The organism is Marinomonas sp. PE14-40 (assembly GCF_051623805.1).
GTDB lineage: Bacteria > Pseudomonadota > Gammaproteobacteria > Pseudomonadales > Marinomonadaceae > Marinomonas.
In genome coordinates, this window is sequence record NZ_CP130700.1 from 1,119,970 (window position 1) to 1,140,917 (window position 20,948).

Annotated in this window: 23 protein-coding genes; 7 read left to right on the forward strand and 16 right to left on the reverse strand. The window is 40.0% G+C overall.

The window, feature by feature from the left end; all coding sequences use genetic code 11:
• Positions 1 to 99: 99 nt before the first annotated feature.
• The 4 genes from Q0A08_RS05090 to Q0A08_RS05105 all read right to left on the reverse strand — a co-directional run bounded on the left by Q0A08_RS05090 (position 100) and on the right by Q0A08_RS05105 (position 4,437).
• Positions 100 to 1,698 (reverse strand): BCCT family transporter, encoded by a 1,599-nt coding sequence (locus tag Q0A08_RS05090; RefSeq protein ID WP_438465374.1) that lies wholly within the window; start codon positions 1,696 to 1,698, stop codon positions 100 to 102.
• 134 nt (positions 1,699 to 1,832) lie between these two features.
• Entirely contained in the window at positions 1,833 to 2,819 is a 987-nt protein-coding gene (locus Q0A08_RS05095; RefSeq protein ID WP_438465376.1) for an NADPH:quinone reductase, read from the reverse strand.
• Positions 2,820 to 2,908: 89 nt separating this feature from the next.
• Positions 2,909 to 3,673 (reverse strand): hypothetical protein, encoded by a 765-nt coding sequence (locus Q0A08_RS05100; protein WP_438465377.1) that lies wholly within the window; start codon positions 3,671 to 3,673, stop codon positions 2,909 to 2,911.
• Entirely contained in the window at positions 3,670 to 4,437 is a 768-nt protein-coding gene (locus Q0A08_RS05105; RefSeq protein ID WP_438465379.1) for an SDR family NAD(P)-dependent oxidoreductase, read from the reverse strand. Before Q0A08_RS05105 ends, Q0A08_RS05100 begins: the two co-directional genes overlap by 4 nt.
• Before the next feature lie 218 nt (positions 4,438 to 4,655).
• On the opposite strand from Q0A08_RS05105, the gene Q0A08_RS05110 reads away from it, so the two are divergent.
• Positions 4,656 to 5,546 carry a LysR substrate-binding domain-containing protein gene (locus Q0A08_RS05110; RefSeq protein ID WP_438465380.1) on the forward strand — a complete coding sequence of 297 codons (891 nt, stop codon included), beginning with the start codon at positions 4,656 to 4,658 and terminating at the stop codon, positions 5,544 to 5,546.
• A gap of 149 nt (positions 5,547 to 5,695) precedes the next feature.
• Here Q0A08_RS05110 and nrtS read toward each other — a convergent pair whose 3' ends face one another.
• The 3 genes from nrtS to Q0A08_RS05125 are packed head-to-tail and all read right to left on the reverse strand — an operon-like array spanning position 5,696 to position 7,622.
• Entirely contained in the window at positions 5,696 to 5,887 is a 192-nt protein-coding gene (nrtS, locus tag Q0A08_RS05115) for a nitrate/nitrite transporter NrtS (RefSeq protein WP_046017153.1), read from the reverse strand.
• 39 nt (positions 5,888 to 5,926) lie between these two features.
• On the reverse strand, positions 5,927 to 7,324 hold the full coding sequence (locus tag Q0A08_RS05120) for a dihydrolipoyl dehydrogenase (protein ID WP_438465382.1): 1,398 nt from the start codon (positions 7,322 to 7,324) through the stop codon (positions 5,927 to 5,929).
• A 10-nt stretch (positions 7,325 to 7,334) separates the two neighbouring features.
• Positions 7,335 to 7,622, reverse strand: coding sequence for a glutaredoxin family protein (locus Q0A08_RS05125; RefSeq protein ID WP_438465384.1), 288 nt, complete (start codon positions 7,620 to 7,622; stop codon positions 7,335 to 7,337).
• 154 nt (positions 7,623 to 7,776) lie between these two features.
• On the opposite strand from Q0A08_RS05125, the gene Q0A08_RS05130 reads away from it, so the two are divergent.
• Positions 7,777 to 8,709 carry an AraC family transcriptional regulator gene (locus Q0A08_RS05130; RefSeq protein ID WP_438465386.1) on the forward strand — a complete coding sequence of 311 codons (933 nt, stop codon included), beginning with the start codon at positions 7,777 to 7,779 and terminating at the stop codon, positions 8,707 to 8,709.
• A gap of 137 nt (positions 8,710 to 8,846) precedes the next feature.
• Here Q0A08_RS05130 and ribH read toward each other — a convergent pair whose 3' ends face one another.
• The 7 genes from ribH to Q0A08_RS05165 all read right to left on the reverse strand — a co-directional run bounded on the left by ribH (position 8,847) and on the right by Q0A08_RS05165 (position 14,421).
• Positions 8,847 to 9,308: a 6,7-dimethyl-8-ribityllumazine synthase gene (ribH, locus tag Q0A08_RS05135; protein ID WP_438465388.1), complete on the reverse strand. Its 462-nt coding sequence runs from the start codon at positions 9,306 to 9,308 to the stop codon at positions 8,847 to 8,849.
• A gap of 71 nt (positions 9,309 to 9,379) precedes the next feature.
• Positions 9,380 to 10,495 (reverse strand): bifunctional 3,4-dihydroxy-2-butanone-4-phosphate synthase/GTP cyclohydrolase II, encoded by a 1,116-nt coding sequence (gene ribBA / locus Q0A08_RS05140; RefSeq protein WP_438465390.1) that lies wholly within the window; start codon positions 10,493 to 10,495, stop codon positions 9,380 to 9,382.
• 436 nt (positions 10,496 to 10,931) lie between these two features.
• Entirely contained in the window at positions 10,932 to 11,129 is a 198-nt protein-coding gene (locus Q0A08_RS05145; RefSeq protein WP_438465391.1) for a hypothetical protein, read from the reverse strand.
• Between the two features lie 103 nt (positions 11,130 to 11,232).
• A complete protein-coding gene (locus Q0A08_RS05150) occupies positions 11,233 to 11,856 on the reverse strand; it encodes a LysE family translocator (RefSeq protein WP_438465393.1) in 624 nt (207 codons plus the stop codon).
• Positions 11,857 to 11,975: 119 nt separating this feature from the next.
• The gene (locus Q0A08_RS05155; protein WP_438465394.1) at positions 11,976 to 12,944 is read right to left on the reverse strand and encodes a hypothetical protein; all 969 of its coding nucleotides are present in this window, start codon (positions 12,942 to 12,944) and stop codon (positions 11,976 to 11,978) included.
• Positions 12,945 to 13,100: 156 nt separating this feature from the next.
• The gene (locus tag Q0A08_RS05160; protein ID WP_438465395.1) at positions 13,101 to 13,502 is read right to left on the reverse strand and encodes a GFA family protein; all 402 of its coding nucleotides are present in this window, start codon (positions 13,500 to 13,502) and stop codon (positions 13,101 to 13,103) included.
• Between the two features lie 19 nt (positions 13,503 to 13,521).
• Complete coding sequence (locus Q0A08_RS05165) at positions 13,522 to 14,421, reverse strand: LysR family transcriptional regulator (RefSeq protein WP_438465396.1); 900 nt, start codon at positions 14,419 to 14,421, stop codon at positions 13,522 to 13,524.
• A gap of 85 nt (positions 14,422 to 14,506) precedes the next feature.
• Here Q0A08_RS05165 and Q0A08_RS05170 point away from each other — a divergent pair, with 85 nt between their 5' ends.
• Together Q0A08_RS05170 and htpX are read left to right on the forward strand one after the other, a co-directional pair.
• The gene (locus Q0A08_RS05170; protein ID WP_438465397.1) at positions 14,507 to 15,127 is read left to right on the forward strand and encodes a cytochrome b; all 621 of its coding nucleotides are present in this window, start codon (positions 14,507 to 14,509) and stop codon (positions 15,125 to 15,127) included.
• Positions 15,128 to 15,343: 216 nt separating this feature from the next.
• Positions 15,344 to 16,225, forward strand: a complete 882-nt coding sequence (gene htpX, locus Q0A08_RS05175; RefSeq protein ID WP_438465399.1) for a protease HtpX — start codon at positions 15,344 to 15,346, stop codon at positions 16,223 to 16,225.
• A gap of 74 nt (positions 16,226 to 16,299) precedes the next feature.
• Here the strand turns inward: htpX and Q0A08_RS05180 are convergent, their stop codons facing one another.
• On the reverse strand, positions 16,300 to 17,076 hold the full coding sequence (locus tag Q0A08_RS05180; RefSeq protein ID WP_438465400.1) for a c-type cytochrome: 777 nt from the start codon (positions 17,074 to 17,076) through the stop codon (positions 16,300 to 16,302).
• A gap of 254 nt (positions 17,077 to 17,330) precedes the next feature.
• On the opposite strand from Q0A08_RS05180, the gene Q0A08_RS05185 reads away from it, so the two are divergent.
• Both Q0A08_RS05185 and Q0A08_RS05190 read left to right on the forward strand, forming a co-directional pair.
• Entirely contained in the window at positions 17,331 to 18,206 is an 876-nt protein-coding gene (locus Q0A08_RS05185) for a class I SAM-dependent methyltransferase (protein WP_438465401.1), read from the forward strand.
• Positions 18,207 to 18,516: 310 nt separating this feature from the next.
• The gene (locus Q0A08_RS05190) at positions 18,517 to 18,768 is read left to right on the forward strand and encodes a hypothetical protein (RefSeq protein ID WP_438465403.1); all 252 of its coding nucleotides are present in this window, start codon (positions 18,517 to 18,519) and stop codon (positions 18,766 to 18,768) included.
• Positions 18,769 to 18,871: 103 nt separating this feature from the next.
• Here Q0A08_RS05190 and Q0A08_RS05195 read toward each other — a convergent pair whose 3' ends face one another.
• A complete protein-coding gene (locus Q0A08_RS05195) occupies positions 18,872 to 19,123 on the reverse strand; it encodes a hypothetical protein (protein WP_438465405.1) in 252 nt (83 codons plus the stop codon).
• A 596-nt stretch (positions 19,124 to 19,719) separates the two neighbouring features.
• Between Q0A08_RS05195 and Q0A08_RS05200 the strand changes: the two genes are divergently transcribed.
• Positions 19,720 to 20,922, forward strand: coding sequence for a BCCT family transporter (locus tag Q0A08_RS05200; protein ID WP_438465406.1), 1,203 nt, complete (start codon positions 19,720 to 19,722; stop codon positions 20,920 to 20,922).
• Positions 20,923 to 20,948 lie beyond the last annotated feature (26 nt).

Here is a 20,948-nt window from a genome sequence, read left to right on the forward strand (position 1 = left end):
TTTGATAACCCCTTTCCAAACAACAAAATGCCCCATTAGTGAATTCTAATAGGGCATTTATTTTAAAGCACAGTTTAAAGGCTAAGTATTTCCTATCCGTTAAGTCATTGTTTCGAGTGAATCTGCCCCATTGTTTTTAGTTGCTATCACCTTTGCAATATCCTGTGGATAATCTTCTTTTAGCCATTTTAACAATGAAAAGAAAGCGATTCCCATTAAAAAGACAAGTGGTAAGCCAACCACTAGACTGGCCGTTTTAAGAGGGGCCAATCCCCCTAAATTCATTAAGACTAATGCTGTGCCCCCTAATACAACCGCCCAAAACATACGGTTAAACAAAGAAGGTTCTTTATTCGAATTCATATCTTTAGAGGTTACCGACGCCAAAACATAGGCCGATGAATCCACCGTGGTACCAGAGTAAATAAAACCAACAAGAATGAACAAGGGCAAGATAATCTCGGCCAGAGGTAAGTTCATCAACACGCCAAGGATGGCTGCAGATGCACTTTCATTTTTCATGGTTTCAAGCACAGGAAACAGACCATTAAGTTCACTGTATAAAGACAAATTACCAAAGATCATAAAGAAAATAGCGCAACCTGCACTGCCTGCCAAAGTAACAGACAAGGCAACATCTCTAAAGCTGCGCCCCTTTGAGATACGAGCAATAAATATGCCCATATAAGGTCCATAAGCAACCCACCAAGCCCAGTAGAAAATAGTCCACCATTGCGGAAACATGCTACGACCCACCGGATCGGTATAAAACGCCATACGGCTAAAGTCTTTTACCAATAAACCAATGCTATCAGTGAAGGTGTTTAATAAGAAATAGGTCGGTCCACCGATAAAGACAATTGAACACAGGATAATTAAAGCTAAAACGTTAATATCACTGAGTACTTTAATGCCTTTCTTTAATCCAAGCGCCACTGACGTTACAAAGATAGCGGTCCAGATGGCGACTACACTCATTTCAACAGAAGAGGTATGTTCAATCGAGAGCAGCTGACTAATTGCTTCTGCCAACATTGGAGTACCTGAAGCAAGAGAGGTTCCTGTTCCTCCTACTAGGCCAAAAATCATGAGTATATCTATGGCTTTGCCGAGACCGCCATTGGCGTTCTTTTCCCCGATCACACCTGAACACGCGGTACTTAAACGTAACGCGGCTTTGTTGCGATTATAATAGGCATAACCAATCGGAAAGGCGGTTAATACGTAAAATGCCCAAGCAATCGGTCCCCAGTGAAAAATGCCATACATAGCGGCATATTCCGCAGCAGCTTGGCTTTTTGCTTCAATACCAAAAGGCGGTGCGGTGTAATAGTAGCTCCATTCAATACTGGACCAGTAAATCAAAGCGGTACCAATACCAGAACAGAAGAACATGGCAACCCAACTCAATCGCGTAAATTCAGGTTGCGCATTTTCTCCCCCAAATTTCACCTTACTATATGGGCCTAGTCCTATCCAAGCCACAGCACCTAAACCCAAAACGCCGGCCCAAATATACAAGGAACCAAGCTGGTCAGTGACAAAACTAAAGACACTACTAATAACGGCTTTAGATTCCGCTTCAAAGATGATCATAAATACAACTAAACTTAAGATAACCAAAACACTAGGGATAAATATTTGCCTATCTAATTCAGCGACGTCTTCATTAACTGGCTTTTCTATTTTTATTTTCATACCAATTCCTAAATTTTTTATCAGTGCAAATGATTCACACCACTTGCACTGTTTTAAATTGAACAATAAATGTTGAATCATTTATTGCTCCCTTTACGCGAGCGATACCTTTATCTGATCAAGAGCAAAAACCGTTAATCAATATCTAATACCACGCAACCATAAAACCCACCGTTTTCAATTTCCATACTGGCTTTTGCAATATTATCTAGCCCAACTTGGGCATGAATACGATGCTGTAATTGATTATTTTCTAAGGCATGGGTTATCGCCGCGATGGCATCGCGTTTTGCCGCCTCCGGCATGGCATAAACAATCACCATTCGCAGCGTTAAATCCATAAACATCATCTGCTTGAAAGGTAAACTTGGTTGTGCCACTTGGACTGATGAATAACTTGCGATCACGCCACCCACTTTTAATAATTCAAGCGACTTATCAAGGTTACCGCCAAATTCAACCTCAACAATGCGGTCTACTTTTTTACCTTGGGTGTAATCTAAAATTCTCCCTGTCATTTCACTGTCATTGTGATCCACAATAAAGTCAGCCCCTGCAGCGATACAATCTTGCTTAGCCATATCACTACTTGCTGTGGTGATCACGGTTGCGCCAGCCAGTTTGGCCCACTGAATCGCATAATGACCGACTCGGCCAGCACCACCGGTTACGAGTATTACTTGACCATTAACTGGGCCGTCTGCAAACACACAGCGATGGGCGGTCATTGCCGGAATACCTAAGCAAGCACCAACAGCAAACGAGGTGTTTTGTGGTAGCGTCACAGCGCGCTCACTTTCAATCGCCACGTATTGTGCTGCGCTACCGTGTAAACGGGCAAACTGAGCCTGGTATATCCACACTCTTTCACCAATGCGAGAATGAGGCACACCCAAACCAACGGCTTCAATCACGCCTGCACCATCACTATTGGGAATAACAGGTCCTTGGTCCAACAGATTAGGGAAGGCACCTTCTCTTTTTTTCGTATCTGAAGGGTTAATACCCGAGGTTTTCATACGCACTAAAACTTGCCCTGGTGCGGCTATTGGTTGTTCAAAATCACCGACTTGCAAGACCTCTTCTGCTTGTCCGAACTGGCTAAACCAAGCTGCTTTCATTGTGTTTTCCTTTATTTTTGGCGAACGAATCCCAGCAAAAAGTGCTCCTTTTTGCGTTATCGTTGTGGATGGGTTAAGTGTTTAAGCACCTAGGTCGCTAATAATTTGCCTAGTGCTTTATTTTCTATTGTCACATTTAGGGCCTTGGCCATGGCCCAATGCAATGCAACATCAGCGGATAAAATGGGGATCCCCAACTCATCCTCTAAATCTTGAATAATGTTTAAAAATCGAACACCCGCACCGGCTACAAAAACGAGCTCAGCATTGGGGGCGGCTTGTCGCGTTAAGCGAATACTTTGCTTTATTTCATCATCGCTAAATTGATAGTGGCGATCATAAACAGCATGTTGATCCTTGAAGATCCCTTGATCGACAAAACTCTGGCACGCCTCAATCGATAAGTTCAATGGCGCAATAAAAGTCAAAAATTTGTCTTTCCACTCCTCATCATAATAAGGACATGCCAAGGCGATTTTTTGGCTATTAAATTGTGCTAATGCATCTAAAATGGCCACCCCATGCAAGATCACAGGGACACCACAGGCACTTGCAATACGGCGCTGTAACTCTCTTGCTCCTTCTGGGGTACGACCTGAGAAGAATGAAAACACAGGTCCTACCTGAGCAATCACCTCACTGCCCGCTTGAACCAATAATCTCGCCGCCTCATTAAAGTGGGGCTCCAACTGGGACATGGCGTCAAAACTGTAATCAAAATCTTTAGGGGCTAAGATTGTTTGCGTACTAACAATATCGCCTTCTGTAATGGCATCAAATTCGGCTAACGTGGGATCAAACCAGCCTGGCGCGGCGATCAGACCAAGTTTTTGCGCTACGGTTTTAGTATTCATGCCATTAATCCTCCATCCACAATCAAGGTTTGACCGGTTATATAATGGCCACCAGCACAAAGATAGAAAATCGGTTCAGCATAATCTTTTGGCTCACCAATGCGCTGTAATGGAATCAGTTCTTGTGCTGCTGCCTCCGCCTCTTGATCATTCCAACTGCAATCCCAACCTGAACTTTTAACCCAGCCAGGTGCTACGGCATTCACTCTAATTTGGGGAGCTAGGCCCTTAGCCAATTCTCGCGTCATACTGACTAGGCCTGCTTTCGTGGTGGCATAAGTCGTACTGCTACAGCCTCCTCCCATTGCTGCCACAGAAGCAACATTCACAATGGCCCCCTTTGACTCTTTTAAATAAGGTAATGCAGCACGGATACAACGAAATGGTCCAACAAGATTGACAGAGACTAATTTCTCCCAAAATGCATCATCTTGGCTATCAAGGTCACTTGCAGGGATCATATCCTTGGTACCTGGGGTTGCCGCATTATTGACCAAATAATCAATCCCCCCCATCGCCTCAGCCGCGATACGAACCATCTCATTCACATCATCACTATTACTTACATCACCCGGGGCGGCATATACCTCACAACCTAGCTGCGTCAAACGAGCCACTTGTTTATTGAGATTCTCGCTCGTTTTAAGATCATTGATTGCAACCCTAGCACCTGCGTTTAACAGCATTTCCACCGTGGCTAAACCAATACCGGATGCTCCCCCTGTTACCAATGCACGTTTTCCTTTTAAATCAGCTGAAATCACCTTACCTCTCCTCTATTTATTGTTATGGAGTATTAGCCTCTAAATTGAGTCATATGTGCCTATTGCTCATCTCAGCGGGTGTAAATGAACGTCACTCATGAAACCATACACCCACACATACCATAAAAAAAACGAATAATTATCATGACTTCCATGATGAATCAGAATGATGTTAGTCTAACTAGCATACAAGGTAGGATTAAGGGCAGGTGTTGTTTATGCGACGGGTAAATCTAGATATCGATCTATTAAGATGTTTTACAACGGTAGTAGAAGCAGGAGGTTTCACCGCCGCAGCGAAAAGCCTTTTACGCACTCAATCGGCTGTTAGTGTGCAAATTAAACGCCTTGAGGAAACCATCGGACATACACTTTTCGAGCGCAATAAACGCTGTCCTGTCCTCACTGAGCATGGGGAGATTTTGTTAGGTTACGCCCATCGTATGTTAAAACTAAACGATGAGACCGTTTCTCGTTTAACCCATACTGAAATGGAAGGCACTTTACGTCTGGGCATTGTGGAATACCTCGCCCCCCATCGATTACCCATTATTATGTCTAAGCTACAACGGGCTTACCCTAAACTGGACCTTCGTTTGCGCATCGATTTGAGCAGTAAACTCCACGCAGAACTAGAGACAGGAAAGCTTGACGTTATTATTGCAGCCTGCAATAAAAAAGAAGAACAAGGCCAAGTATTAATTAAAGATAAACTTTGTTGGGCAACAGGCCCCTTAGGTGTGCCGGATAGTTCACAACCGGTTCCTTTGGCGGTACTTCCCGCACCTTGCTTTTATCGCCAAGCAGCAACTCAATCATTAGACTCACAAGGCCGAGCGTGGCACTGTGCTGTGACTACCATGAACCTTTCGGGTGTTCAAAAGGTGATACAGGCAGGACTTGGTATCGGCGTATTAAGTGAATCGTCCTTATTACCTTCCATGAAGGTATTAACTGAAGAACATGGATTTCCGCCTTTACCCACCATGATGCTAGGAGTATTCAGCCGTCATAATGATAGTCAATTTGCTATCGACCCCTTAATTAAATACATTTCGGATGCTATCCAAAATAATCCAAATACGGGCGAAAACTTCATCTCAAATTAAAACAAAAATATCCGAGTATTGAACTCTAATACTCGGCTATTTTTTGTTAACTGTTAACTATGCACCACTCAACTGCTTAATCATTGTTTAACATCATCATTTTATAGTAACTACAAACTGAATGAGAAAGTTAGGCTTTACACCTAACTCTAATCTTTAGAGAGTTTACCAGAGAGAAATACGACAAAAGGAACACAATACGTCAGTAACGCTGAGGCAAGTCTGAGTTCCGCATCGCCAAATAAAGCATCATATTGGTTAATTATCAGCAATACCGTACCGACAACACTCGCCACTTTCATCGCTTTAAAAACAAGATTCTTTGTTAACTTCTTTGTCATTTTTTATCCTAAGGGCAAATTTAATAATGCGATATAAACTTAAATATTAAGGTTCGAAGCCAAATCTCTGAATGCCGTTCTCACCCCTTCTTCAATAACAGGATGGTAAAAAGGCATATCTAAAATTTCAGCAACGGTCAGCCTTTGCTGTATTGCCCAAGATAACAAATGAGCTATGTGCTCAGCTGCAGGGCCAAACATCTCAGCGCCTAAAAACTCTCCAGAATGCTTATCAGCATAAACCTTAAGTATACCTTGGTTTTTAGCCATAACACGGCTTCTACCCTGCCCTTCAAAACTCACCTCACCCACAGCGAAATTAACACCATAAGCTTGCTCAATTTGCACAAGGCTCAAACCCATACTGGCAATTTGAGGGTCCGTAAAAGCAACAGCAATCCCCGCCCTTCTTAAACCCGCTTGCACATCAGGGTATCGTCCAGCATTTGCTCCCGCTGTTTTTCCTTCATCAGCAGCTTCATGCAAGAGTGGTAAAAATGCATTTGAATCCCCTGCGATAAAAATATGATTGCATGAGGTTTGCATCGTTTTATCATCAAAAACGGGTGTACCACGACCATCTAATTCCAAACTTGTGAGTGATAAGTTCAAATTATCAAGGTTTGCTTTACGTCCTGTCGCCGCCAAAATGTATTCGAAGCGCTCTGTAACACTTAGGCCTTTTTCATTGATATATTCAACTTCAACACCATCATCAAACTTACTAATACGCTTGAGATCTGTGTCCAAGTCCAATACAAACTCTTTGTTAAATGTCGCTTGAGCATAATCTTTAATCGTTGGGTCTTGGATACCGGCTAACGAACCACTGCGACCAAAAACCTTCACTTCAACACCTAATCGGCTAAGAGCTTGACCAAGTTCCAATCCAATTACGCCTGGTCCGAATACAGCAAGAGACTTCGGCAAGTCTTCTAGCTCGAACACATCATCATTAATAAGCAGCTTTTCTCCTGCCTCATAAAAAAGGTCAGCGAAATGTGGCCTAGAGCCCGTCGCTATCACAATACGCTTAGCTTTAATCTGTGTATGATCATCGATTAAAAGAGTATGATCATCAACGAATCTAGCGTAACCCTTCACCTTATGCTTTGCATCAAAACCTTCAACAGCCTCAATTACAAAACCAACAAATCGGTCACGTTCGCTTCTCACTCTTTCGAGCACTTTTGCGCCATCAACCTTAATACCACTTACATTCACACCAAATATATCTGCTTGATGAGCGTGGTGTGCAGCTTCTGCCGCTGCGATAAGGAGCTTACTTGGCATACAGCCAACACGCGCACAAGTAGTGCCATAATCACCCGCTTCGATGAGGGCAATGCTATCAGTAAATTCTTTAGCGGCTCGATAAGCAGACATTCCCGCTGTTCCGGTACCTATAATGGCAACATCAACTTCTTTAAAATTCATTTGTGTACCCTTACGCAATTAAGTCTGTTTGCTGTGAGTAATGCACAAGAAACTTCACGATATCTTGAGATTCATACAGCCACTTTACTTGGCCATCTTCACGCTCAATCCTTAAACAAGGTACTTGCCTGCTACCGCCACCGGCAATTAAATCGCCTCTGTGTTGGGCACTTTTTTGAATATCCCTACGTTCTACATTCAATTTTAATTTATCAAGAGCTTGGCGTGTATAAGCGCAAAATGGGCAAGCATGATAGTGATATAAAGCGAGTCCTGGGACTGTATTTGATGTACTCATAGCTAATCTCCAAAATATTCATATTTTCAATACATGCCATTATCCTTATATAATTGCCTCAAAATATGATGAAATAGCCAAATAAATTGTCATTTTGTCCAGACTTGCTTGGATTAACTAGAATCACCTATTTAACTTATTTTGGAAGCCCATTTTGGATGCATTAACCGATGTACTAAAAACCCTTCGCCTAAATACACAAACTTATTTTTGCAGTGACTTTCATTCGCCATGGGGGATTGTGATGGATGAGTCCAGCGAAGGCATGTTTCATGTAGTGGTTGAAGGCAGCTGTTTTTTAAACATTAAACATAGTCAAAGTACGATCCCTCTTAAGAAAGGAGATATCGTTGCTTTTCCAAGTGGTGGAGCCCATTGGATTAGTGATCATGAAGACAGCCCCAAGGTACCAAGTAGTTTTGTACTAAATAAAATACTCTCAGGTGAAAGCCCTTTTAAAGAGAAAGCCGAACCTTTAAATAAAGCACCCAAGAACACTCTCATGTGTGGCTCATTCAGTTATGACACCAAAATGAAGCACCCCTTCATTAGAGACTTGCCCTGCTTCATTCACATTAAAGCAGAACAAAATAACGAACAAAAATGGATGAATGAACTCGTTGCAACACTTTCAAGAGAATCTAGATCTCCTTCCCCTGGCTCTAGCCTGGTGCTTGATAGATTAACCGAAGTTTTATTTATCCAAATCATTCGCCATTTTTTAGCGTCACAACCCAACAAACATAACTATCTCGCCGCTCTAAATGATCAGCAGATAGGCACAACACTCAATCTAATACACGCAGAAACATCAGCCCATTGGACCATCAAAAAATTGGGAGAAGAAGTCGCTATGTCTCGTAGCGCTTTTACTGATAAGTTCTCTAAACTTGTTGGACAAGCACCGAAGACTTACTTACTCAACTGGCGTATGCAAAAAGCTAAAACACGTTTAGAAAGTACAGATGATTCCATGTATCAGATAGCAGAAGATGCCGGCTATTCATCTGAAGCGGCCTTCAGCAAAGCGTTTAAAACTTTTTTTACTGAAACACCTGGCTTTGTAAGACGAGCAAGCAAGTACTAAGTTCAATCAAGGTCACACTGACCATAAAAAAGCCTTGATCAGATTCACTCTGATCAAGGCTTTTCTCTTTTATAGCACTGACTCTATAGAGCGGTCCTTAAAGATCTGGCTCTAAAAGTAATATAATAAACAAATCATTAGATTTGTTTAAGCAGGCTTACCATTTCATAAGCACATAATGCGGACTCTTCGCCTTTATTACCTGCTTTTGTGCCAGCGCGCTCAATCGCTTGCTCTATAGTATCTACTGTTAGAATACCAAAAGAAATTGGCACATTAGTGTCTAAAGAGATCTTCCCAAGACCGCTTACCGCTTCACCCGCAACATAATCAAAATGAGGCGTAGAACCACGAATAACAGCGCCTAATGCAATAACGGCATCGTACTTACCGCTTTCTGCTAATTTTTTAACAACAAGAGGCACTTCAAAAGCACCGGGACAGCTTACCAAGGTAATGTCATCTTCATTGATACCGTGTCTTGTTAGACCACGTACAGCACCATCTACTAGTTTATCTACAACAAACTCATTCCAAGTTGTATTTACAATGACAAACTTAGCGTCAAGTGGTTTAAAGTTACCTTCAATTTTTTTCATTGTTTTCCCTTAATTATCCGATTAACTAATTTTGTCAGTTAAGCTTTTATCTTCTAATCCAGTTTAATGGATTAATTTTGGTAGGTTAGATAGTCCACGACCTCTAATTCAAAGCCGGAAATACCTGTAAATTTCATGGGGTTACTTAGCAGTTTCATTTTGCTAACACCGAGATCTCTTAAAATTTGAGAGCCAGTACCAATAGTCACATATGAACCCGAACTATCAAGGTTTGAATTTGGCTGAGGCTTTTGACGCCCCAAGAAAGTCTCGACCGAATCGACTACATCTTCTTTTTCACCAACATTCAGCAGCACTAACGCACCCGCATTTGAATCGGCAATAGTCTTCAAAGCTTCTGACATAGGCCAGCTATTCGATTCCGGATTATTTACCCCTAACAAATCTCTCAGGGTTTCTTGTGATTGCACTCTTACTAATGGGGCTTCACTGGCAGCTAAATCGCCTTTAGTGAGAGCCATATGAGTGTCATTATTAATCGTATCTTTATAAAGGTGGAGGTCGAATTCACCATAAGCGGTACTAAAAGCATCCTGACTCAGTTTTTCAATTGTATGCTCGTTCGCCATACGGTATTTGATCAAGTCAGCAATCGTGCCTATTTTTAAATCATGTTCTTTAGCAAACACTTCTAACTCTGGGCGCCTTGCCATGGTCCCATCTTCATTCATAATCTCAACAATACAACTTGAAGGCTGAAGGCCAGCAAGCGCAGCAAGATCACAGCCTGCTTCTGTATGCCCTGCACGTAATAACACACCCGCGGCTTGCGCTCTTAATGGAAAGATATGTCCTGGCTGAACAATATCATCTGGCTTACCCATAGGATTAACAGCAGCCAATACAGTTTTAGCTCTATCGGCCGCACTGATACCCGTTGTTACCCCTTCAGCAGCTTCAATGGATACCGTAAAAGGCGTGCTAAATTTAGACCCATTGCCAGCCACCATTGATGGCAACCCAAGATAATCACAGCGCTCGGGCGTTAATGTTAAACAGATTAATCCTCTGGCCTTACTTGCCATAAAGTTAATGATTTCTGGGGTAACTTTTTCTGCGGCAACAATTATATCGCCTTCATTTTCCCTATCTTCATCATCCATTAGGATGACCATTTTACCTGCTCTAATATCAGAAATTATTTCTTCAATGCTATTAAGTGCCATTAGATTCTCTCTATTTATTCTGTAACGCTTAATGGGGATTCCTGCCAAAGTGTTTGACCAGATATCTAAACACCATCAAAAACATGGTTGATTTCATGAAAATAAAATACAGCCGTTTGTGTCAGCTCATATCAAAAGTTACGTTATATCTTGTAGCCATAATTAAAATGGGGACGAAACTATATATTTCAATAAATATCACTTATAGATCTGGCGCCTATCTTGCCATAATGAACCTAAGCACAATTTGACTAATATCATTTTAGACTAATTATGACTTACCTAGCGCGCAACTAAAGCGTGGCTAAGACTTATCAAAGAAAGGAACGAAGAGAGAAAGATTTGAAAAAGCGCCATTAAGACGCTTGATATGACAAAATATAATGAATATAAAGAAATTATCTCTTATATGAAAAAACGATCTAGATATCTCATTTTATTGCGTTAAGTTATCAATTAACTTATCAAAATAAGCCCTATCTTTAGGTCTTTCAGCAAGATTTTCTCGAAAGTCATCACGACAGCCCGGATTACAAAAACCAACAGTATACCCTCGATAAAGAGTACAAGAGTTTGAAGCAACCTCTTTACCTGATCTTGGGCATTGACTATTAATTGATTCGTTTTTTTTCATAATAAACACCACCTTCTAAATTATTTAGAATAAGTTTAAAAGTTAGGCATTTTAGATAAAGTCAAAAAAAGACCTAATGAAGTCATTTAAAGACCTCTCCGTTCTATACTTCACGACTTATCATACTAGCAGCAGCGCCTAACATAGTCGTAGCTGCACCACGGTGTAACAAGGTTTGTGCCTTCTTACTCGACAACGCCTGCCTAACTGCCATAGCAGCAAGAATGAAAACAGCGCCAACTAGGAGTAAAACAAGCATAGTGCTAGGCACCAACACAAAAGCCCAAGTCGTGATATTCACCAACTCTAAATCAATCACAACCGGCAGTAGTGCCATATAAAAAGCTATCGTTTTAGGGTTACCTAAGGTAATGGTATAACCAGAGACAGCAGCACTCATATAATCTTTTTTCTTAGGTTCAGCTTGGCTATCTAGGCTTTGATGCTCTGCTGTCCAAAAACAATATGCTAGATAGCACAAATAGCAAAGCGCCCCCCATTTAACTAAAACAAATAGCAAGCTAAAGCTACTAGCCAGTAAAGCCAAGCCAAATACAGCAAAAGATAAGTAAGTTAAATCACCTAGAATTAAACCAAATAACATAACAAAACCTGTACTAGCTCCGCTATTAACACTTCTTGCAACAAGAGCCGTAATTCCTGGCCCGGGAATAGCTGCAGCGATTGCTAGTGCAACCATATACGCCAGTACTTGAGTAATATCCAATGTAATCTCCTTTAATCATTGCTATGTGTTTTAACCCAAATTAGCAAACTTCATCTCATTATTATTGAACAAAATTGCTCAGTGTTTGCTTAATCAAGATAGACATAAATAGCCTCATATTATTCAACCCGATACCTTAATAAGACTTCATTATCTAATACCACATTGGTTGACCAAATAAATTTAGCACCGCTACCTGCAAATTTTTCTCTGAAATTCATATAAGCCTTTTTATTATCTACTCCGATAACAGATTCTGTGTAGGTAGTGGCAGCAGGCCAATTTAGTGAATTAAAGGGTTCAGATTGCCAGTTGGTTGGTGTCTGCCAGTGAATTGCATAAGCTTTAGATCCATCACTAACACCTTTTGTTGAACAAGTTTTTGAATAGCGAAAACTTTTAGACTCAACTAAACACGTTAAATCATAAATAGGTGCAATGTAATAGGTTTGAGCCTGCCATTCGGCATTAGTGATAGTGCCATCACTAAAGCTTGCGATGAAGCCCCCATCGCCTGCGTGATAACGGCTACCTCTATTACTTTCGGTCCCTAGGCCTAAGTTCTCTTCCCAATCGATGACTTTAACCGCAATGTCATAAGGCTTTTTCACCTTGAATTTCACCACACTGGAATTGAACTGAGTAAAAGGCACTGAATCAATGCCTACCATGACACCATTGATGTATAGCTCAAAATAATTATCAGCAAAGATATAGCCAGTAATCACCTCACCCTCTGGATCAATTTCAACCACAGGTATCTTGTTTAAATCCACTTGGGCCAAACTGTTTGGTCTGTAGCCTGTACATTCATTATGTAAATCTGTGCTAACCGGAGCGCTGGTAAAATGATTAACACCAGGTACGACCCAGCTTTTCCCATCAATATCCGTTACTTCACCCACGCCAGCGACACGCGCTCTGCCCCTCTCACATTGATACAAGCTATTCGTTATCGTGGTAGCTGGCCCTTGGCTAATTGCACCACTGCCTTTGTAATCAGACAAGTTAGTTGAGCTAACCGGTAAGCTTGCTTGGGAGCAACCTACTAAAGACAGCATGGTTAAACTAAAGGCAATTATTTTCATCTAGATGTTCCCTATTTCATGGTTAATACAAGGTGATTAAGCAGAGCGGTTAATCCGATGATCAAACAGCCCACTGGTATAACCCGTAGAATAGCCCAATTTTTAAACCCGCTGGTTTAGAACTAGTTTAGAAAGCATAGATTTTTAAATGTATTATTAGCCATCAGGCCATTGCTCATATTGAGGAAGGACATCCCTTATTTTGATGTATGCAGGTTTGTGTGAAAGCCAAATATGTCCTTTAAATACCACATTCGGCTCCTCATCCAGTAACCCTAAACGCAACCTAACAAACTCAGGCTGTAAATCAGTATCGACATAAATTGGTGAACAACAAGTTCGACAGTTATACCGATATTTACCTAAAGAAGATTGATAGCTTTGTAGATGATTTTCACCTTTGATGATTTTAAAGGCCGCTTTATTAACCCGAGAAACCAACGAAAAAGCGCTACCACTTAATTTTCGACAGGTACGACAATAACAGTAATACACGGGCAATAATTCAGCCTCAAAACCAAAAACAACCTTGCCACATTGGCAGCTTCCCTTTTGCATATTTTATTCTCTAGTTTAATTAATCCTGATTGGCCCATGCCATAAGCACTTCAATAAACTTAGTGAGTTTTGCCGGTTGCCCTACCCGAGAAGGGTAAATAAGGTACAAGGAGGTAGAGGACACCTTAATATCCTCAAGAATTTCTATCAATTCACCCTTCTCTAACTCCATTTTAATCATATTTTTAGGCATCACAGCCAAACCAAGGTGAGACTTAACCGCCGCGATAATAGTGCGCATGTTATTCACCGCTAAGCGATGTTTAAAGGTGAGTTTTTTACCCTGCCAGACTAAATTTGGATCATAAGTTTGATTTAAACTGGTATTTTTCAAGCCGATACTAGGCTGCTCCATTAAACCCTCTGGTGATTTAGGGTAACCGTGCTCAGCTAAATAATTAGGGCTTGCAGCAAAGATCCATTGTGTTTCAAATAATGATCGACATACTAGGCTACTATCTTTTAATTCCCCCCTATGATTTCGAATTGCTAAATCGTAATCACCTGAAAATAAGTTTGCATCATCTTGAGTTGGAATAATTTCTAAACTCACCTTTGGATAGCGCTTAAGAAAAGGTTCAATAACACTCAACAAGATAGTGTCGATTAAATTATTAGGCGCACAAAATCGTATTGTGCCTGTAGGTTCTCCACTGAGCGAGCTGATATAATCATGCCCTTGTTGCAAGGTGTTAAGCGCCTGCTCACAGTATTCAAGATAATCACTACCTGCTTCTGTCAGTCTTACCGACCTAGTAGTACGCTCTAACAGACGAATACCTGCCCCCTGCTCTAATTGGCTTACTTTTGCACTGACTGTGGACTTTTCTATTCCCAAAGCGTCAGCGGCTTTAGTAAAGCTGGATAACTGAGCAACCTTCACAAAGATGCGTATTTGGTTGAGATCGTTGTTCGACATATAAAACAATCTTTTCATTATTTGACCGATTATCAATATACAGATAACAGTCATAATAAATCAACTATTTGATTGGAGCATTATTATGTCAACTCATTCTTTGCCGAATACCAGCCAGAATCAGCCTGCGCTAACCACCAATACAAGCGTTAAAACAACCCGTTATGACAGTCTTTATAAAGTGTTGCACTGGCTTGTTGGAAGTCTTATTTTGCTCATGCTAATTGCCAAGATAGGCTTTGCTAACGCCATCACAACCGAGGATAAATTAAACATGTTAATTGGCCATTCAAGTATTGGGTCAGTATTAGCACTATTAATCATTATAAGAGTGGTGAAGCGCTTTGTAATTAAAAGTGAAAGACCCATTCAAACCATTCCAAACTGGCAAAAGCGTCTTTCTGGCATAGTGCACCTTGCTCTCTACTTCTGCCTCATAATGATCCCATTAACAGGTTATTTAAGTGCTAGTTTTCATCAGCTTCCAGTAATGCCTTTTACTTTGATTAACTTAAGTCGAGTATCAAGCTCAGGTTATGTTGAAGCAGACTTTTTGTTAATGCGTAGTATTCATGAGAACATGATTAACCTACTGATTATCTTATTGTTTGTGCATATAGGAGGTGCCCTGTATCACAAATTTATTAAAAAGGATGACGTCATGGCTACCATGACACCGAGCAAAAAAATTAAGAAGGTAGAGTAAACATAAATACCTTCCTTAATAAGCTAAAAAATGGCTTCAACTCCTTCTAAAAAGAACCAAGAACCCGTTGCATGTAACCATGTTACGGGTGTCAGCTTAATGCCAACAATATGAATCTCATTCAAATCAGCACTTTAAAACTTGAAAAAACACTTTAAGACCATATGATTAGCTCAACAGGCGAGATCGCCATGATTAATTTTGGAGAAAATAGTAATGCGTATTTTATTATTCTTAGCCACTAACATCGCCGTGATGATAGTCGCTAGCATAGTATTGAGTGTTTTAGGTGTAGATAGATACATTTCCAGTGATGGCCTTAACCTTGGTTCTCTTCTCGCATTTTGTGCTGTATTTGGTTTTACCGGCAGTATTATTTCCCTTCTGCTTTCTAAGAAAATGGCAAAAATGAGTGCCAGAGCACAGGTGATAGACTCTCCTGCTAATCATAAAGAAAAGTGGTTATTAGATACAGTTGCTCAACTAGCCCATAAAGCAGGTATTAAAACACCAGAAGTGGCAATATTCCCAAGTCATGACGCAAATGCTTTCGCAACAGGTTGGAATAAGAACGACGCACTCGTTGCTGTCTCTCAAGGCATGATGGACAGATTCCCACCCAATGAGATTGAGGCGGTTCTAGGTCATGAGATTGGCCATGTTGCAAACGGTGACATGGTGACCCTGACGCTATTGCAAGGTGTGGTAAATACATTTGTCATGTTCTTTGCTCGAATTGCAGGTTATGCGGTTGATCAATTCTTACGTAAAGACGATGAAGGTGAAGGTGGTGTAGGCTGGGGTTATTACATTGCCACTATTATTTTTGAAATCTTATTCGGCATTTTGGCTTCTATGATAGTGATGTGGTTCTCACGTTATAGAGAATACAAGGCAGACATCGCTGGTGCGCAATTAGTCAGCAAGTCTGACATGATGCAGGCCCTAATTCGTATCAAAAAAGAGAGCGAAGTATCTCATATGCCGGAAACCATGATGGCATTTGGTATTAATGCTGGTAAACGCCCTACTCTAGGTGAGCTACTTGCTAGTCACCCACCATTAGACGATAGAATCAAAGCCTTAGCCAATAGCTAAACACCTCTATCAATCTAAATAAATACGCCCATTTTTTAATGGGCGTTTTTGTATCACAAACATAATGCTAAATATTAATAGGCATCCGTTTTAGGTGGTTTTAATTTCTGGATATAAGCCCCTAAATGCCGCCTATCGTTCTCATTTAGCTTGCGACTAATCATTTGCATAGGATTATCAAATAACGTATCTGTAGTACGGCTACCTTTGCCATAATTTTCTAATGTCATACGGACATATCTAGCATGTTGCCCCGTTAACTTCGGTGCTTTATCTAAACCGATAATACGTCCTTGTCCATAAATGCCATGGCAATTTTGACATGCTTGAATACCTCTAGTCTCATCCCCTTTCAAATACAAACTAGCGCCTAATTTTGCCCAATTATCATCTTCTTCTTTGCTATGCTTTAAAGGATCTAAACGAATATCAACCTCTCTATCTAAACTATTATTTTGGCTAGCATAATAGTGAGCAATTAATTGTAGTTCGCTATCTGAGTACTGAGTTAATAACCCTTTCATTTCACTAGTGACTCGATAACCCTGCTTAAAATTAATCAGCTGATCATAAAGGTAACTCATATCCTGACCCGCTAAATTTGGAACTTGTTTACGGCTTGTATCAGAAACTTCAGGCTTACCTGTTAAACCATGACACTGAACACAACTAATCCCATTAATCGTTTGTCTTTTAATCAATGATAGTGCTGCATTGTGCGGTTGATTTGCTGCATCTTGCCCTAACTCAAAGCTTTGTTCTGCAGCCACACCAGAGGAAAGGGCGACTAAATAACAAAGAGAAAGCCCCCTCACCCCTATATGTCTCTTGCTATTAAAAAGTTTCTTCATTGAAGCTCACCTATTTGTCTTATTGCCAACATACATTTTTTAACTTTATTCACATAAAGAAGTGCGGCGGAAGATGTCATCAATAAACCTATACAAGGATTAAAACTTATTCAAAGTTTTAATCCTTTGAGGTATCGGTATGCAAACGTAGGTCAACTAATTGAATGGTAACTCTTGTCTTATCCAAATTTAATATTCACTTAAGACTCAGAGCTTAGACTAGCGATATTGATTAACAACAGAGGAAATCAGACATGTCTAAATTTTCAAAAATGTCATCGGCAGAAGTGATGGCTCTAGTTAGAACGATTGGCAATAAAGAAACAGATAAGAAACTACAGGCTGGCGATTATTTAGCCGAACTGTTTTTACCTCGACCTTTTAGATTCGCCTTAAACTTATCTGCGGTTAGAAATACATTAAAATCAATTTACGCAAAAAAAATACCAGGCGGTTTTCCCTATATAGTGGCTAAATCACGTGCGATTGATGACCTATTAGAAGAAGCTTTATCGGAGGGTAGCATTCAACAATTAGTCTTTTTAGGTGCAGGCTATGATACACGAGCATATCGCTACAAAGAGCAACTAACCCGCACACGCATTTTCGAGATTGATCACCCAGAGATATTAGAAAGGAAAAAGTCCCTTATCGATAAACGTCAGTTAAACCTAGATAACCTTATTTATTGTGCTGCAGACTTTGAAGGGAAAGACGAGTTCACAACCCACTGGTTGCAAGAGCAAGGTATTAAACTAGATGTAAAAACCTTATTTATTATTGATGGAGTCTCTTACTTCATCTCTCCTGAGGCGTTTGATAATGTGGTTGAGGTCATCACTCAATTTAAAGAGGGCTCTGAATTAATCTTTGATTATGCCTATCATGAGATTTTAGAAAATAAGACTTATCGTGGTAGCGAGGAATTTAAAGCTTCCCTAGAAGGTATGGGAGAACCGGTCGTCAACGGCATTAAAGAAAATGAGATTAGCACTTACTTAAGAAGCTTTAACCTAAAAATGCTCGATCTATTTCACCCTGATGATTTGGAGCAAAACTACCTAACGGGATCAAATGGGCAGTCGACGAAGCCTTACGGCTTTTTAGATATTGTTCGTGCAAAAGTTTAAAAGTGCCTAGCTACTCATTTCCCCTTTATGGGTAGCTAGAATGCTATTATTTCTCGCTAAATCAAACAAAGACTCTTTCTAAATAAAGGCTAAAACCAAGTCGATAGTCACTTCTTTGGACTCATTGGCGCTCAACTTAGCACTAAAACAAACACAACAACTCGTTTAGTCAAACCAATTTCTATAAGTTTAACGGCCAATAATTAATACTTATTTGAATGTCACTTTTAATAAGATGAAAATCTTTGACTATAATGAGAAGAGGTCTATACCCAAATTATCATTTTTTAAAAATTTTAAGGAGGATGAAATGTCAATTAAATTACTTGCACAAAAGACTGCAACCAATCTAATGGCAGAGTTTGAAAAGGACATGAATCAAGCAGAGCTCACGAAGCATATAGAAGAGTTACTGGTTGAGGTGGTCAATATGACAAAAACAGAATGTGATGATATAAGACAAGCATGCTGTCAATCAGATCAAGATATTGCCCATAAAATAGCTCACGATATAAGGCACCAAGAAGACATCGTTATGGCCAATTTAATGGGCCTCAGATGACGGTCAGTTTCATACTGAACAGCCTTTTTTAAGTAAGCATTTAATATATAGTTAAGAAGGTAAAAAACTGATTTAAAAGATTTTTACCTTCTTAACTAAAACGTTAGTAAAAGCGTTTTAATTGCTTTTTCGCATCTTTAATGCTAATAAAACCATCTTTATCAGAATCTGCTTTTTTGAAGTACTTATCTTTACCGCCCGCTTTTTTAAACTCATGAAGATTGATTTGATTGTCTCCATCAAGGTCTATTTCCTTTACTTTATCAAGACCCTTTTTTGCTGATTTTAGATCAAAAGCAACCGCCGAACTCACACAAAACACCAAAGCAATAAAAACAACAAAAGAACGCATCATAATTTCAACCTAAAGTTCAGAGTACCCATAAAAATACAAACCAAATAGCCTTATAAAACAGCATCTCGCTGTTTAGGAATTCGCGATTAATCCACCTCTTCCCAGTCTTTTCAGAAAATCGTCAAACAAGGCGTCACTTTGACGTAACCTAGGTACCTTAAGAAAAAGGATAACACTGGGAGGCGGTAGGACTTAATCGCAGGTTCCTAAAGCAAGATGATAGGAGAAAAAAATTAAATACACTATTGCTAATATAAGATAGGAAACAAAAAATTTCCTTGAGCTAATCAAACTATAATCCCGTTCACTTCGTCACTTGCTAATAAAGTTTCTTGCTATATCATTACGACCTTTTAGGGAAACCATACCGAATCCCCCCTTCACACTTACTGAAAACGACGTATGAGCCATATCACACGTCTCTTTATTGACATTAAATTAGCTCAATGCGATTTTTATATTAAATGATCATTTAATTAAACAGACGTTCAATAAAAAAATAACTAAAATTCAATCAGTTGCTTAGAGAAAAATCATTTCTATTTTGATTAATGTAAGTGCTGAGTAACCAAGTTTCTTAACTGCTAGGAGTGTTTATGAACACCTTATTGAGTGCAGGCATTATATTTACCCTGCTCGCAATCGTCTTTTGCCTCTATCGCTGGGGCAATTTAAAATGTGTTGGGGTTACCCCAGTCAAAACCTTCACCTTCATTGCTATCTTGTTCACATCGGGTCTAGATGTTGGACTTATCATGTTCCCCCTTACTGAATTCGCAGGCTATGCAGATCATACCGCCAGCCCTGAGTACGCTTTTAGTAACCCTTTAGCAATTGAGTTTGCTTATTGGGGTTTCCTGATTTGGGGATTTTACTTCTTAACCAGTTTCTATTTTTGCGTCATTGAACCGAGAGTTAAGTTTTTTGAGATTCCATTGATAAAGTGGATTAACAATGTCGTTATTATTGGCACTTGTGCCTTTACCGCTTATTTATTGTTAAGTAACTTGCCTTGGTATCTACCCGAGTTGAGCGAAGAAGGCAGCATAGTGACAACATTTTACGTCATTGTATTTGCCGTAATCATCGCCGCTGTCTTTTCAAGCACAGACATCAAATATGTTCGCATACTTAGCTTAGCTTCAACTTGGTTATTCTTAGCATTGATTGCAGTCATGTGGTTTCTTGCTGCAATGGGCCCGAATGAAATGCTTGATGCGGCTAATCTCATCGGCAATTACTTTATTAATATCCACCAGTTCGTTTTACCACTTAACGATTACCATGAGTTTTATCTTTTCTGGTGGTTTGCGTGGAGCATCATGATTGGCCAATTCACATCACGTTTTGTGGGCGGTCTACGTACTTGGCAAGTATTAGCTGCATTGCTGATTTTCCCATCTATTCCATTAGGAATCTGGTTCAGCGTACTTTTCTTCTACCATGAAAATGGATTAGACAGTGGTGGTTTCGTAGGTATTTCAATGGTTGTGGTTGGTATCACGTTTGTCATTAACTCACTGGATTCTTTGATCCGCTTGTACAGTGACAATATGAACCTGACTGTGAAACGTGTCGGTAGAATGAAATACATTCTAGGTAATTTAGTCGCTTTATGTGCCCTTACTATGCTGTTTAAGTTGAACTTCTTAGAAATTCAATGGGTTGGCGCACTTGTCATCGTTTTATACTTCAGCTGTTTCCTTTATATCCTATTAAAGAAACGCAAAGAAGTACTCGCAATTAGATCCTCACCTGAGGAAAGAGATTTAAACTTCAATACTTCTAAAACGCTTTAAGCCATAGCAATTTTGTAATTAATCAC